General features: G+C 56.7%; 12 protein-coding genes. 7 read left to right on the plus strand and 5 right to left on the minus strand.

Going from position 1 to position 14,820, the window contains the following annotated elements; all coding sequences use genetic code 11:
• The gene (gene pgi / locus SPHFLASMR4Y_RS04050; RefSeq protein ID WP_089132415.1) at positions 1 to 1,500 is read right to left on the minus strand and encodes a glucose-6-phosphate isomerase; all 1,500 of its coding nucleotides are present in this window, start codon (positions 1,498 to 1,500) and stop codon (positions 1 to 3) included.
• Positions 1,501 to 1,652: 152 nt separating this feature from the next.
• Between pgi and lepB the strand changes: the two genes are divergently transcribed.
• The 3 genes from lepB to era are packed head-to-tail and all read left to right on the plus strand — an operon-like array spanning position 1,653 to position 4,011.
• Positions 1,653 to 2,456 (plus strand): signal peptidase I, encoded by an 804-nt coding sequence (gene lepB, locus SPHFLASMR4Y_RS04055; protein ID WP_089132416.1) that lies wholly within the window; start codon positions 1,653 to 1,655, stop codon positions 2,454 to 2,456.
• Positions 2,453 to 3,121, plus strand: coding sequence for a ribonuclease III (gene rnc / locus SPHFLASMR4Y_RS04060; RefSeq protein WP_260807064.1), 669 nt, complete (start codon positions 2,453 to 2,455; stop codon positions 3,119 to 3,121). The genes lepB and rnc overlap by 4 nt, the downstream gene beginning before the upstream one ends.
• A complete protein-coding gene (gene era / locus SPHFLASMR4Y_RS04065) occupies positions 3,118 to 4,011 on the plus strand; it encodes a GTPase Era (protein ID WP_089132418.1) in 894 nt (297 codons plus the stop codon). Before rnc ends, era begins: the two co-directional genes overlap by 4 nt.
• Before the next feature lie 277 nt (positions 4,012 to 4,288).
• Here the strand turns inward: era and topA are convergent, their stop codons facing one another.
• From topA to plsY, 3 genes are all read right to left on the minus strand, one after another.
• Entirely contained in the window at positions 4,289 to 6,886 is a 2,598-nt protein-coding gene (gene topA / locus SPHFLASMR4Y_RS04070) for a type I DNA topoisomerase (RefSeq protein WP_089132419.1), read from the minus strand.
• 123 nt (positions 6,887 to 7,009) lie between these two features.
• The gene (gene dprA, locus SPHFLASMR4Y_RS04075) at positions 7,010 to 8,128 is read right to left on the minus strand and encodes a DNA-processing protein DprA (RefSeq protein WP_089132420.1); all 1,119 of its coding nucleotides are present in this window, start codon (positions 8,126 to 8,128) and stop codon (positions 7,010 to 7,012) included.
• Positions 8,129 to 8,133: 5 nt separating this feature from the next.
• Positions 8,134 to 8,727: a glycerol-3-phosphate 1-O-acyltransferase PlsY gene (plsY, locus tag SPHFLASMR4Y_RS04080; protein ID WP_089132421.1), complete on the minus strand. Its 594-nt coding sequence runs from the start codon at positions 8,725 to 8,727 to the stop codon at positions 8,134 to 8,136.
• 153 nt (positions 8,728 to 8,880) lie between these two features.
• On the opposite strand from plsY, the gene murI reads away from it, so the two are divergent.
• Together murI and hemA are read left to right on the plus strand one after the other, a co-directional pair.
• Complete coding sequence (murI, locus tag SPHFLASMR4Y_RS04085; protein WP_089132422.1) at positions 8,881 to 9,693, plus strand: glutamate racemase; 813 nt, start codon at positions 8,881 to 8,883, stop codon at positions 9,691 to 9,693.
• Between the two features lie 117 nt (positions 9,694 to 9,810).
• On the plus strand, positions 9,811 to 11,031 hold the full coding sequence (gene hemA, locus SPHFLASMR4Y_RS04090) for a 5-aminolevulinate synthase (protein ID WP_089132423.1): 1,221 nt from the start codon (positions 9,811 to 9,813) through the stop codon (positions 11,029 to 11,031).
• A 317-nt stretch (positions 11,032 to 11,348) separates the two neighbouring features.
• Here the strand turns inward: hemA and SPHFLASMR4Y_RS04095 are convergent, their stop codons facing one another.
• On the minus strand, positions 11,349 to 12,332 hold the full coding sequence (locus tag SPHFLASMR4Y_RS04095; RefSeq protein WP_260807065.1) for a threonine/serine dehydratase: 984 nt from the start codon (positions 12,330 to 12,332) through the stop codon (positions 11,349 to 11,351).
• Between the two features lie 53 nt (positions 12,333 to 12,385).
• Here SPHFLASMR4Y_RS04095 and SPHFLASMR4Y_RS04100 point away from each other — a divergent pair, with 53 nt between their 5' ends.
• Positions 12,386 to 13,603 (plus strand): saccharopine dehydrogenase family protein, encoded by a 1,218-nt coding sequence (locus SPHFLASMR4Y_RS04100; RefSeq protein WP_089132424.1) that lies wholly within the window; start codon positions 12,386 to 12,388, stop codon positions 13,601 to 13,603.
• Between the two features lies 1 nt (position 13,604).
• A complete protein-coding gene (locus SPHFLASMR4Y_RS04105) occupies positions 13,605 to 14,774 on the plus strand; it encodes a carboxynorspermidine decarboxylase (protein ID WP_089132425.1) in 1,170 nt (389 codons plus the stop codon).
• Positions 14,775 to 14,820: the final 46 nt, after the last annotated feature.

A 14,820-nucleotide genomic window follows, 5' to 3' on the forward strand; every position in this document is an offset into this window, starting at 1 on the left:
TCAGGCGCCAAACGCCCGCTTTTTCAATTCTTCGGTCGAGGCGTCCAATCGGTTACCATCATCGTCCGCCAGTTCGTTCGCCATCTGCTTGCCAAGCTCCACGCCAAACTGGTCGAATGGATTGATGTTCAGCAAAACCGCGTTCACGAAGGTCCGGTGCTCGTAAAAAGCCAGCAACGCACCCAGTGAACATGCTTCCAAATCTTCCAATAATATCGTGACCGACGGCCTGTCACCCTCATAGTTTCGATGACTGTCATCGGATTCTTTGCCCGCCATCAGCGCAGCGCCTTGGGCAAAGCAATTGAGCAGCAGACCGTTATGGTGCGCCGGATCAAGCGAATCCCCCGCTTCCGCAACCGCAAGAAATTCTACCGGCACCAGATGGGTGCCCTGGTGAAGCAGCTGGAACACGGCGTGCTGGGCATCGGTACCGACCCCACCCCAGACAATCGGGCTGGAATGCAAAGTCAACTTTTCGCCCTCAAGCGTCACGGATTTGCCGTTGCTTTCCATTTCGAGCTGCTGAAGATAGTCGGGCAACAAGCCCAGCCGTTCGTCATAAGCAAAGACCGCCCGGGTCTCGCACCCGCGAATCTGGGCATAATATTGATCAGCAAAGGCCGCCAGCACAGGAATATTCTGGTCCCATGGACTATCCTGAAAATGCTGGTCCATTCCGGCAGCACCCGCCAGCATATTTTCGAACACCTCATAACCCAGTGCCAGAGCGACGCTGAAACCAATCGATGACCACAAGGAATAGCGCCCGCCGACTGTCTCGGAAAACGGGAGTATCCGCGTCTCGTCAACACCCCATTCAACCGCCTGCTCAGGATTCGCCGTCAACGCCACCACCTGGCCCAGCGGATCCGCAACACCCTCTTCCCGCATCCAGTCGAGCACCGACCGTGCGTTCATCAGAGTTTCCGCTGTGGTGAATGTCTTCGAAGCGATGACCAGCAGCGTTTTGCCAGCATCAAAGCGCTCCAGAATGGGTTCGAGAGCGACACCGTCGATATTCGAGACGACCTCCAGTTCATATTTCTCGTCGCCCAGCTTCAGTGCCTGATGCAGCATTTTCGGCCCCAGTGCCGAGCCGCCGATGCCGAGATGGATGATCTGCGTAAATTCCCCGAGAGCGCCGGAATCGATGATTTCCACCAGACTTTTCATGCGCTGGTGAAGCGCCTGGGCATTATCGACGCTCGCCGGACTACCGATGCCCCGTTCCGCGCAATGCTCCGCCGCACGTCCTTCGCTGATATTGATCGGCTCGCCGGAAAGCAGCGCCTCTACGCGATTGGAAAGTCTCATCTCGTCCGCCAATTCAGCGAAGGCCGCAACCGTCTTGTCCTCAAGATGGGTTTTGGAAAAATCGAAATAGATGCCGGCCTGTTCCAACCCAAATTTGGAGACTCGCGCGCTGTCTGCGTCAAACAGATGGGTGAGCGGAGACAGGGGAAGTGCGCGGAGGCTTTGCCAGCGGTCTGAAGTCATTCAATAGTCCGATCTTGTTAGTACAAATCACGTGCGCCCGTTGAGTGTCCCAGCCCTATCTGCCGGACCGACTGGCCTCAAGTCGAAAATAGCTGGGATCGGCACATCGCAAGAAATCTTGACGCCAATGCCAATGTCGGCGAAGGGGCGGCATGGCGCGTGATAAAGCAGAACGATCGGAAACGGGCGACTTTGTCGCGTTCCTTGTAAAACTTGCATTATTCATCCTGATTTTGCGAAGTTTCATCGTGTCGCCGTTCAATATTCCCTCAGAATCAATGCAACCCCGGCTGGTCGTCGGCGACTATCTGCTGGTGGCAAAATGGCCTTACGGCTTTTCCAGATACAGCCTGCCGTTCAATATACCGCTGTTCCCCGGCCGCATATTGCCACGTTCACCGGAACCGGGTGATGTCGTGGTGTTCAAAGCCCCTCCGACGGCGCAAGATGACTATATCAAGCGGGTAATCGCGCTTTCCGGCGATATCGTTCAAGTCACCAATGGCGTGATCTCCATCAACGGCACCCCTGTCGAACGTAAAAGAATAGAAGATTTCGAATTGCCGGTCACGCCGAACAGCCCCTGCTATCGTGAAGAATTTGCAACCGCGATACATGACGGAACGATAATGTGTCGCTATCCCCAGTTTCAGGAAACCCTGCCCAATGGCGTGACGTATCGCACGCTCGATATTTTCGAAAACTCGGAAGGCGATGACACACAGGCTTTCGTGGTTCCCGATGGCCACATGTTTCTGATGGGCGACAATAGAGATCGAAGCGCCGATAGCCGCTTCCCGGCTCAGGAAGGCCAGGCGATCGGGATGGTTCCCCAGGAAAATCTTGTCGGCAAGGCGCTGGTGTCAGTATTCTCGACCGACGGCTCGGCTGAATGGATCAAACCGTGGACCTGGTTTACCGCCGCGCGTTGGAATCGGATCGGAGAAAGCTTTTGAGCCGGACGGATTTTCTCGACTGGATCGCCGAGATCACCGGCAGGACGCCATTGACGCCGGAACTGTATGTCCGGGCGGCAACACATGGCAGCCATGGGCAGAAGGACTATCAACGTCTGGAATTTCTCGGCGACCGGGTACTGGGGCTGGTGATCGCGGACCATCTCTATCGCCAATATCCGAAGGAACCGGAAGGCCGACTGTCCCAGCGCCTAAACGGGCTGGTTTCCGGTTCCGTTTGCGGTGAGATTGCCAGACAGATAGGGGCCGGCGACCACATCCTCCTCGGAAAGCAGGCCCGAGACGATGGCGCGAGAAAAAGCGTCAAGGTTCTGGGGGACGTGATGGAATCACTGATTGGCGCAGTCTATATCGACCATGGAATGGATGCCGCCCGCAGTTTCATCCTTCGTCACTGGGAAAGCCGGGTTTCCTCGACGGTCGGCGACGTCCGGCATCCCAAATCCGCGCTGCAGGAATGGGCCGCAGCAAATAATCGCAAAATCCCCGAATATGAGCTGGTCGACAAGAGCGGCCCCCATCATGACCTGAAGTTCACCGTACGGGTCAGCGTTAGGAACATAGGCGAGGTTGTGGCGACCGCGTCTGCCATTCAGGCCGCCGAAACCGAAGCCGCCAAGAAATTTCTGGAAAAATTCACATGACTCAAAAATGCGGTGTAGTGGCGTTGATCGGAGCCCCCAATGCCGGAAAATCGACCCTGATCAATGCGCTGGTCGGCCAAAAGGTCGCAATAACCAGCTCCAAACCGCAAACCACAAGAACGCGGCTGCTCGGCATAGCGATTGAAGAAGACACGCAGCTCCTGCTGGTTGATACGCCGGGCATATTCGAACCACACCGCCGCCTCGACCGGGCCATGGTATCTGCGGCCTGGGAAGGTGCAGAAGACGCCGATATAATCGTCCTGCTCGTCGATGCACGCGCGGGCCTCGGGACCAAGGTGACATCGATCGTGGAGAGGATCAAACATCGGTCCGAAAAAATCATACTGGTCATGAACAAGGTTGATATCGCCGCCAAAGACAAGATGCTCGGCCATGTCGTCAAGCTGCATGAATTGGCGGATTTCGAGGAAACCTTTTTTGTCAGTGCCAAAACCGGCGATGGACTGGAAGACTTGCGATCTTATCTCGTGCAAGCGATGCCGGAAGGCCCCTGGCATTTTCCTGCAGATCAGGTTTCCGATGCCAGCGAACGGATTCTTGCAGCAGAAATTACCCGGGAACAGGTGTTCCGGCAATTGCATGCCGAATTGCCCTACGCGACCGCTATTGCAATGGAGCAATATAAAGAGCGCCCGGACGGATCACTCGAAATACATCAGCAAATCCTCGTTGAAAAGGCCAGTCAGAAAGCGATCATTCTCGGCAAAGGCGGTCATCAGATCAAGGAAATAGGAGCAAAGGCGCGAGCTGAGTTGTCCGGCATTCTGGGCAAACCGGTACATCTTTATCTCCACGTAAAGGTCAGTGCAGACTGGGATGAAGATCGCAGCCTGTATCAAGATATGGGGCTGGACTGGGTCAAATAGTCTGCGCAAGAGAAGCGGACCGTCCATATATCATCTAGTGTGTTGTCATCATATATGACGTGACACTTAGCGGTCGAAATCGTCTGGAGATGACCGCCTGACCGAATTGGAGGCAGGGCCTGCCAAAAGGCGCGGGGAGATCGCGAATTGCGGATATAGCGGTAAGAGTCGGACAATTAGATTACCCGAATAGCACTGGAACAAGCTGGCCGTGCACTCTGCCTCCCGAATATCCGTCAACGCCGCGCCTGCCTTGCCGCCCTTATCGACCCTTGCCCTATTCTGATTTTTCCTTGGCCGGCGCCTTATTGGCTGCAGGTTTCTTCCTTGCAGCTGGCTTCTTCTTCGCTGCCGGCTTTTTCTTGGCGGCCGGTTTCTTCTTTGGAGCCGCTTTTTTCTTGGCCCGTTTCTTGGCCGGTCCTTTGGCTGCGCGGTCGTCAATCAACTGAGCCGCTTCTTCCAACGTGAGCTGATCCTTGTCGACCGTCTTCGGCAGTGAAGCATTGGTTGTCCCGTCGGTAACATAAGGACCATAGCGGCCGTCCATCAGCTTGATTTCAACCTCGGTGCGCGGATGGTTGCCCATGATTTTGAGCGGCTCCATCTTGCCGCGTCCGCGACCGCCACCATTTTTGGCGGCATCTGCCAGCTTGGCCACGGCAGCGTTCATGCCGATTTCAAAAACCTCCTGCGTGTTCTCGAGCCTGGCAGACTTGCCATTGTGGCTCAGGTAAGGACCATAGCGACCGATCTGCGCTGTTACGGGTTCGCCAGTTTCCGGGTGCTTGCCAACTTCACGGGGCAGCGACAGCAGCTTCACGGCCCATTCAAGACCAAAATCTTCCGGTGGAATATCCTTCGGGATCGACGAGCGCTTCGCTTCCTTGCCCTCGCCTTTTTCCACATAGGGACCAAAACGGCCAACCTTCTTGGTGATTTTCTCGTCGCTGTCTGGATCAACGCCCAGTTCCTGAGGGCCTTCATCCTCGTCGGCGTTGGCACCTCCGCCCTGCGCGAAGCGCCGGGTGAACTTGCACTCCGGATAGTTGGAACAGGCCACAAAAGCACCGAAACGGCCGCCGCGCAGCGCCAGCTTGCCTTCGTTGCAACGCGGGCAAAGCCGGGGATCCGATCCATCTTCCTTTTCGGGGAACAGATAATCGCCGAGGAACTTGTCCAGTTCGGCAGTCACCTCTGACGGCATCTTTTCCATGACTTCGACAGTCTTGGGTTTGAAATCGTGCCAGAAAGCTTCGAGAATCGCCTGCCATTGGGCTCTGCCCCCGCTGACTTCATCTAGCTCATCTTCAAGTCCGGCGGTATAATCATAGGCCACATAGCGATCGAAAAAGCGTTCGAGAAATCCGGTCAGAAGCCGGCCGCTTTCTTCCGCAAAGAAGCGGTTTTTCTCGACGCGCACGTAAGCGCGATCCTTCAGCGTCTTGATAATCGAGGCGTAGGTTGACGGCCGGCCGATACCCAGTTCTTCCATCTTCTTGACCAGACTGGCCTCACTATAGCGCGGTGGTGGCTGAGTGAAATGCTGCGATGCATCCACCGCTTTTTTCGCCGGGCTGTCGCCTTTGGACATGGCTGGCAACAGACCACCGTCCTCACCCTTGTCGTCATCCCGGCCTTCCTCATAAAGCGCCAGAAATCCGGGGAACTTCACGACCTGCCCATTTGCCCGTAGGCCCGTTTGCCCGCTGCCATCGAGCATTTCGACGGTCGTGCGCTCAAGCCGGGCCGAAGCCATCTGGCTTGCCATCGCCCGCTTCAGGATCAAATCGTAAAGCTTGGCATGATCGCCACTTCCGACAGTCCGCTTGGTGAAGCTGGTCGGACGGATAGCTTCATGGGCTTCCTGTGCATTTTTGGCTTTCGATTTGTATATGCGCGGGCTGTCCGGAACATAGCTCGCATCGTATCGATCAGCGATGGCCTTGCGGGCAGCAGAGATGGCGCTCCCATCCATCTGGACACCATCGGTACGCATATAGGTGATCGCACCATCTTCGTAGAGTTGTTGCGCGATACGCATTGTATGGCTGGCGGAATAGCCGAGTTTACGCGCGGCTTCCTGCTGCAGGGTGGAGGTCGTGAAGGGTGGTGGCGGATTGCGGGTAAGCGGCTTCGTCTCGATGGTTTCAACCGTGAAAAGACCGTTTTCAACGGCATTTTTGGCAATCGTGGCCTGCTCGTCATTGGCAAGGTCCATCTTGCCGAGCTTGTTGCCCTGATGCACGGTCAGCCGCGCCTCGAACGCCTGACCGCCCTGTTCCATTTGGGCTGTAACCGACCAATATTCTTGCGGCTTGAATGCCTCGATTTCACGTTCCCGCTCCACGATCAGCTTGAGCGACACCGACTGTACGCGCCCTGCTGACTTTGCCCCCGGGAGCTTGCGCCAGAGTACGGGAGACAGGGTAAATCCCACGAGATAATCGAGTGCCCGCCGCGCCCGATAGGCATCGATCAGGTCCTCGTCCAACTCGCGAGGATGGGCCATGGCTTCGGTCACTGCAGCCTTGGTAATGGCGTTGAACGTGACCCGGTCGACCTTTTCCGGAAGTGCCTTTTTCTTCCGCAACACTTCCTGAACATGCCAGCTGATCGCTTCGCCTTCCCGGTCAGGGTCAGTTGCGAGGATCAATCGCGTTGCCTTTTTCGATTCGTCGGTAATCGCCTTGAGCTGCTTGGTCTTGTCGGTGTAATTTTGCCATGTCATCGCGAAGCCATCGTCAGGATCGACAGAACCATCCTTGGGCGGAAGGTCGCGAATATGGCCGTAGGAAGCCAATACCTTGAAATCCGATCCCAGATATTTCTCGATGGTTTTCGCTTTGGCGGGTGACTCGACAATGACTAGCTGCATATGTTCCGATTTTCTCTGTTCTCACGTATACGCGCGAGGCTGTGGCAGGGATTGGCTTCAGGTCAAGGCCCTGTATGAAGATTTTTGTCAATGGCGATTGAAAATATGCCTGTCCAGAAGCGATCAGTTCGAGAGGCTGACCCGGGCACCGGCATGTCGGATCAAGCGTCCGGCCAATTCAAATTCAAGCAGGGCCAATTGCACCGAGGGCGCGGCGAGACCTGACTGCCGGACCAGTTCATCGACGGTTACGGGCGTCATACTAAGCAACTCGATCAGCGGCGCTCGCTCCGAATGCTCCAACTCGGTCTGCGGACATACTTCTATGAAAGGACTTTCCCGAACCGCTCGAAGTTCACTCTCTTGATTCGCCGGTTCGGCCCGTTCATCGAAATGACGAATCATTTCCAATATATCGTCAGCCGATTGGACGAGGGTCGCACCTTCACGGATCAGCATGTTGCACCCCCTCGACCTTGGATCGAGCGGAGAACCGGGAACCGCCAGCACCTGCCGTCCTGCCTCGGCGGCTAGCCGAGCGGTGATCAACGAGCCTGAACGCGGGGCCGCTTCGATAACGACGGTGCCCCGTGCCAGCCCGGCGATGATCCGGTTGCGATAAGGGAAATGCCGGGCCCTTGGCTCTGTGCCCGGCGGTTGCTCTGCCAGCAGCAAGCCCCTCTCCGCTATTTGGCGCTGCAGGCTTTCGTTCTCCGGCGGATAGAAGATATCCAGCCCACCCGCGATTACCGCGATTGTGGCCCTCCCGAGCGAACCTTGGTGGGCAGCGGCATCAATGCCTTTCGCCAGACCGGATACTACCGAAACGCCTGCTTCAGCCAGAGCATTGGCCAGATCACGGGCAAAGCGGCAAGCGGCCGCCGAGGCGTTTCTTGCTCCTACCAACGCCACCATCGGCTTGTTCGTAAGCTCGAGCCGCCCCTGCCAGAGAATGACCGGTGGTGGATTGCCAAGCTCTCCGAGCAGATTCGGATAAGCGGGATCCCCGAGAAACAGACAGCCCGCACCCAGTTTGTGGATCGATTCCAGTTCGGCATCAATTCGCTTTGCATCGGCAATGCGCGGTGACCGTCCACCGCCGCGCGCCGCCAGATCGGGAATAGCATCCAGTGCCCGGGCCGCCGTCCCGAACCGTTTGATCAATTGTCGATATGTAACGGGTCCGATATTCTCGGATCGGATTAGCCGGAGCCGGTCGAACGCTTCCTGGCTATCACCCATTCACTTCATGCCTTTTTTGACGCTCCGACTTTCGGTTCCTCGCCGGCGATCAACCGTTCGATGTTGGAGCGATGCTTCCATAAAACCAGCAAGGCCAGCCCGATGAACATGGGCATCATCGCATATTCTCCCAGCACGAAAGCCGCTATCGGTACCGATATGGCGGCCAGCATGCCACCGACGGAAGAGTAGCGCCAGATCGCCAGCGAACCAAGCCATGTGACCGCAAATATCAAACCCGCCATGGGGATCAGGGCAGTCACGATACCCAGCAGCGTCGCGACGCCCTTACCACCGTTGAAACGGAGCCATATGGGGTAGAGATGGCCGAGAAAGGCACCGAGGCCGGCCAAAACACCCAATCCGTCAGAAACCTGCAAGGCCAAGAAGACCGCAGCATAACCCTTACCGATATCAAGCAGCAGGGTCAGCGCTGCCATCCCCTTGTTGCCGGTCCGCAAAACATTCGTGGCCCCGATATTACCGGATCCTGTCTGACGCAAATCTCCGCCACCGGAAAACCGCGTCAGAACCAGCCCAAAAGGAACGGATCCCAGCAAATAGCCGAGCAACAACGCCAATATCGGTTCTATCCACATAGACTGCACTGAAAATACCCCTATTTCGATCCGCGCTATATTCACGCGGGATGATGGGCAAGTATTACGCATGAAAAAACGGCCAAGGCCAAACGTCTGTCAGACGAACCGAAGCAGTTGCCGTTGCCATGCTAATCTGGCTATGGGCAAAACATGACCGAAGCGCAGACTGGCGAAAGCCCTCCCTTGTTGTTTTTCGATACCGGCGTCGGAGGACTTTCGGTTCTGGGCGAAACGATGAAATTGCTACCCAACGCGCCGATCATCTATGCCGCGGATTACGCTGGCCTGCCCTATGGCATGAAGTCAGAAGCCGAGCTTGCTGCCCGTGTCCCAGCGCTTCTGGGCCGTCTGGTCGAACGCTACAGACCGCAGCTGGTCACCATCGCCTGCAATACCGCATCGACCATCGCGCTCGATCATGTCCGTTCCGCCCTGGATATCCCGGTCGTCGGAACCGTACCGGCGATCAAGCCGGCAAGCGAACTGACGAGTAGTGGCGTAATTGGCCTTCTCGGCACCAAGGCGACCATTCGGCAACCCTATGTGGACCGGCTCGCTGCGGATTTTGCTGCTGACAAAAAGCTGCTGCGCCATGCTGCTCCGGAGCTGGTCTATGCCGCCGAAGCCAAGCTGCGCGGAGATCAGCCGGATATCCGGGCGATCGCGGCGGCCATGTCAGGCCTTATGGACCAGCCCGGCGGCGAAGAACTGGACACCGTTATCCTTGCCTGCACCCATTTTCCGCTACTGCGCGAAGAATTGGCCATCGCCGCGCGAAAGCCTGTCCACTTCATTGACGGCGCCCAGGGCATCGCGCGCCGGATTGCCTATCTGACAAGGGACAGGATTTGGCCAAAGCATAATGAGCACGGCATTTTCGTCACGACAGGCGATATTATCGACGTCGCATCCTATCGCCCCGCCTTCGCGAAATATGGCATAAGCCGGTTCGAAAAGCTGTAAGCCTATGGCGAACCACCCTTATTGCGAGTGGTTCGCGCTGGAAATTGCGAGAAAAGGCCGCTAAAGGCCATTTCCAGAAAACAGCAAACTCAGATTTGACGCAGGATTTGGTGCACAGTGGACTACGACAAGATTTTTTCGCAAGCGATTGACCGGCTGCATGCCGAGGGCCGCTACCGGGTATTCATCGACATCCTGCGCAACAAGGGTTCGTTTCCGAACGCCCGCTGTTTCGCGCATCACAACGGACCACAACCTGTCACCGTCTGGTGTTCGAACGACTATCTCGCCATGGGCCAGCATCCCGATGTGATCGCTGCGATGGAAGAAGCGCTGCACGATGTCGGCGCGGGATCGGGCGGAACCCGCAATATCGGCGGCAACACCCATTATCATATCCAGCTCGAACGGGAACTGGCCGACTGGCATGGCAAAACCGGCGCCCTGCTGTTCACGTCCGGCTATGTATCGAACGAAGCGACGCTTTCAACGCTGACCAAGATCCTGCCCGGCTGCATCATTTTCTCCGACGAACTGAACCATGCTTCAATGATCGCCGGAATCAAGAACAGCGGCTGTGAAAAGCGGGTTTTCCGGCACAATGATCTCGAGCATCTCGAAGAATTGCTGGCGGCTGAAGATCCCGAAGCGCCCAAGCTTATCGCTTTTGAAAGCGTTTATTCGATGGATGGTGATGTCGCGCCCATGCACGCAATCTGCGATCTGGCTGACAAGTATAACGCCCTGACCTATTGCGACGAAGTTCATGCCGTCGGCATGTACGGCGAGCGCGGCGGCGGTATTTCCGAACGCGACAAGGCTGCCGAGCGGATCACGATCATCGAAGGCACGCTGGCCAAAGCCGTTGGCGTCATGGGCGGCTATATTACGGCCGACCAGAAGATCGTCGATGTGATCCGCTCCTATGCCCCCGGCTTTATCTTTACCACCAGCCTGTCACCTGTGCTGGTCGCGGGCGCACTGGCCAGCATCCGGCATCTGAAACAGTCGAGCGCCGAGCGCGATGGTCAGCAGGCTGCGGCGCAAAAGCTCAAGGACCTGTTCGCCGAGGCTGGTCTGCCGGTGATGGACTCCTCGACCCATATCGTGCCGCTGCAGGTTGGCGACCCGGTCAAGGCCAAGAAAATCAGCGATATATTGCTCGCCGAATATGGCGTCTATGTGCAGCCGATCAACTATCCCACCGTGCCGCGCGGCACGGAGCGGCTGCGTTTCACCCCCGGACCGGCCCACAGCGAAGCCATGATGGTTGATCTGACCAAGGCGCTGGTAGAAATCTGGAGCCGGATGGATCTGGAACGGGCGATCGCCGCCTGATTTCCGGACAGGGTTTTGCTGTAAATCTTCGCCAAGAAGAACAAGAATTTCTACTTTCGCAGTAACAGCCCCGCGCGCGCTTTACACAAACATGGTTTTTTCTTTTCTGTAAACTTCGCCCAGAACCGGCGAAATTCCAGCTCTTTGAGCACGTCGGCAGTGTCTCTAGTGTAACCTTCCATGCTCGCTGGAGAATAGCGGTGCAATTCCGGCGGGCAAGAGGGTCCACGATAATCTATCCAGAATGTCAAAGAGCCTGCATCAATTGCGACGCAGGATATCCAATCGGGGTGGCTGTAGGAAAGAAGATTCGGGCTTTAAGTGCCCGCGATGATTTCCGCGAACAGCCGGTTGTCAACATTGCCGCCGGACAGCGTGATCGCCGTCCGGTTGGTCAGGGGCAGCTTTCCGGCCAGAACAGCCCCCAGCGCGACCGCGCCCCCAGGCTCGACCACGACATGCAGTTTCTCAAATGCCACCCGCATCGCGTGATGCACTTCATCCTCTGATACGGTCAGGCCTGTGGCGTCACGAGCGCTTAAAATATCAAAGGTGATCGGAGAAACGCGGAATGTTTGCAGCGCGTCGCAGTCGGTGGCGGGCGGGTCCGGTTCCACCGGCACGATTTCGCCCCGTTCGAGAGACCGCTTCATATCGTCCCAGCCTTCAGGCTCGACAATGAAAATGCGGGCATCCGGGTTGGCCAGCGCGGAACCGCTGGCAAGACCGCCACCACCACAGCAGACGACAATCTGATCCGGTTCCAAGCCGGTCAGGGCCTGCATCTGCCTCCGGATCTCCACGCCGCAGCTGCCCTGACCTTCAACGATCCACGGATCGTCAAAGCTTGGCACGACCACGGCGCCAGTTTCCTGTGCCAGATCAGCCGCCAGTTGCTCGCGATTGCCGTTCATCCGGTCATAAGTGATCACTTCGGCGCCCAGGGCCCGGGTGTTCTCCAGCTTTGCCCTAGGGGCATCCTCCGGCATGATGATGGTCGCCGGAACGCCGAGCCGTCGGGCAGCCCAGGCCACGCCCTGCGCGTGATTGCCGCTGGAAAAGGCAATCACGCCTCGCTCGCGCTGCGCGTCGTCCAGATCGGTGAGACGGTGCCAGCCACCGCGAATCTTGAAGGCACCGATCGGTTGCAGGCCTTCCGCCTTGCACCATATTGTCGTGCCTTCAATATCGAGCGGCAATAGCGGTGTAGGCGGCAAAATCGCCGCAATTTTCTGCGCCGCTCGCTCCACCCCTGCCAAAGTGGGTTGCCGTTGCGGGTCCATCAGGTCTTGCTCTGTCATAGTCTCTCCCTATATGCGGGTTTTTCGTTTCTCCAGCATTTAGAGTAGAAATCATGGGCAAAACATTGGTTATCGGCGCAGGCGGCGTCAGTTCGGTGGCGGTGCATAAAATGGCGCAGCTGATTGCGGCAGGCAGCGGGCCTTTCACCGAGATTATATTGGCCAGTCGCACTGTCTCCAAATGCGAAGCCATTGCCGAGTCGGTCAAACAGCGTACCGGCGTGGCAATCAGGACGATGCCAATCGATGCTGATGATGTGCCGGCGCTGACTGCGCTGATCGAGCAGGAAAAGCCTGATCTGGTCGTCAATCTGGCGCTGCCCTATCAGGATCTCCCGATCATGGATGCCTGTCTGGCGACCAATACCGACTATCTCGACACCGCCAATTACGAACCGCGCGACGAAGCGAAGTTCGAATATAAATGGCAGTGGGATTATCAGGACCGGTTCAAGGATGCGGGCATCATGGCCTTGCTCGGCTCCGGCTTTGATCCGGGTGTGACCAGCGTCTTCACCTGCTGGCTGAAGAAGCATCATTTTGACCGTATCGACACGCTCGACATTCTCGATTGCAACGGTGGCGATCATGGCCAGCATTTCGCAACCAATTTCAATCCGGAAATCAATATCCGGGAAGTGACCGCCAATTCGCGGCACTGGGAAAATGGCCAGTGGGTAGAAGGTCCTGCCCTGACCCAGAAGCAGGAATTTGATTTCGAAGCGGTCGGCCCGAAGAACATGTACTTGATGTATCATGAAGAGATCGAATCGCTGAAGACGCATCTGCCGGAAATCCAGCGGATCCGCTTCTGGATGACCTTTGGCGACGCGTATCTGACCCATCTCGCGGTGCTGCAGAATGTCGGCATGACTCGGATCGATCCGGTTATGTACGAGGGCCGGGAAATCATCCCGCTGCAATTCCTGAAAGCGGTATTGCCGGAACCGGCGAGCCTCGGCGAAACGACCAAGGGCAATACCAATATCGGCGTGATCGCGACCGGCGTGAAGGACGGTGTCGAGAAGACCCTCTACGTCAAGAATATCTGCAGCCACGAAGCGGCTTTCGAGGAAACCGGGAATCAGGGCGTCAGCTATACCACCGGCGTTCCGGCGATGATCGGCGCGGCTCTCATACTGTCGGGCCAGTGGCAGGGCGATGGTGTTTTCAACATGGAAGAATTTGATCCCGACCCGTTCATGGCGATGCTGAACGCGCATGGCCTGCCATGGAAAATGGAAGAATTGGAAGCACCTTTGGCCTTTTAGGATGGAGACCAAGGCTGGCGATCCCGGCGCATTCGCGCATTTTGATCTGGCACGGGTCCCCTCGCCTGCCTTTGTCGTGGACGAGGCGGCTGTGCGCCGCAATCTGGCGATCCTTGCGGACATCAGGGAACGTTCCGGCGCCAGGGTTCTGCTGGCGCTTAAGGCCTTTTCGATGTGGTCTCTGGCGCCGCTGATTGACGAATATCTCGACGGCTACTGCGCTTCGGGCCTGTGGGAGGCCCGGCTTGCCAAGGCGCATTTTCGCGGGCCTATCAGCACCTATTCTCCGGCCTATAAAGAAGATGATCTGGCCGAATTGGTCAAGATTTCTGGACATATTACGTTCAACAATCCGGCACAGATAGATCGATGGAAAAATTATTCTAATCAGAATCTTGAACTCGATAGTTCTGAAATTGGTTTAAGAATTAATCCGCAGATCGCGCTCGGCGAGACGGAGAAATATGACCCAAGCCAGCCGCATAGCCGATTGGGTTTTCCGATCAATCAGTTGAAGTCGGAGCATTTCCAACATCTGTCTGGCATCCACTTCCACAATCTCTGCGAACAGGGCTTCGATGCGTTGCAGCGGACCTGGGAGAAGGTGGAGCCGATTGTCGCGCCGCATTTTGACACGCTCCAATGGATCAATCTCGGCGGCGGGCATCATATCACCCGCGATGATTATGACCGCGAGGCGCTGGTTGCGTTTCTGCGAGACCTGAAAGAGCGGTCGGGATGCGATATCTATCTGGAGCCCGGCGAAGCTGTGGCGCTCGATGCGGGGATTCTGGTCGGCGAGATACTGGATATATTCGACAATGGCATGCCGGTCGGGATCACCGACATTTCAGCAACCTGTCATATGCCCGATGTGATCGAAGCGCCCTATCGTCCGGCCATGCTGGGAGAGCGCAGTGAAGGCACCGCCATTCGCCTCGGCGGACCGAGTTGTCTCGCCGGGGACATTATCGGCGATTATATCCTGCCCGCCACCCCGCATATCGGGCAACGCATCGCTTTCCTTGATCAGGCGCATTATTCGATGGTAAAGACCAACACATTCAACGGTGTTCCCTTGCCTTCGATTTGGCTTTGGAACAGCGATAACGATGCGCTGCAATGCGTAAAAACATTCGATTGGACGGTGTTTGAGGGCCGGTTGAGCTAGAAAATCAACCGGTGGCGGCACTTTCTGTAAATGTAGGACTTTACAG

This window comes from Sphingorhabdus sp. SMR4y (genome assembly GCF_002218195.1).
In the GTDB taxonomy this organism is placed as follows: Bacteria; Pseudomonadota; Alphaproteobacteria; order Sphingomonadales; family Sphingomonadaceae; genus Parasphingorhabdus.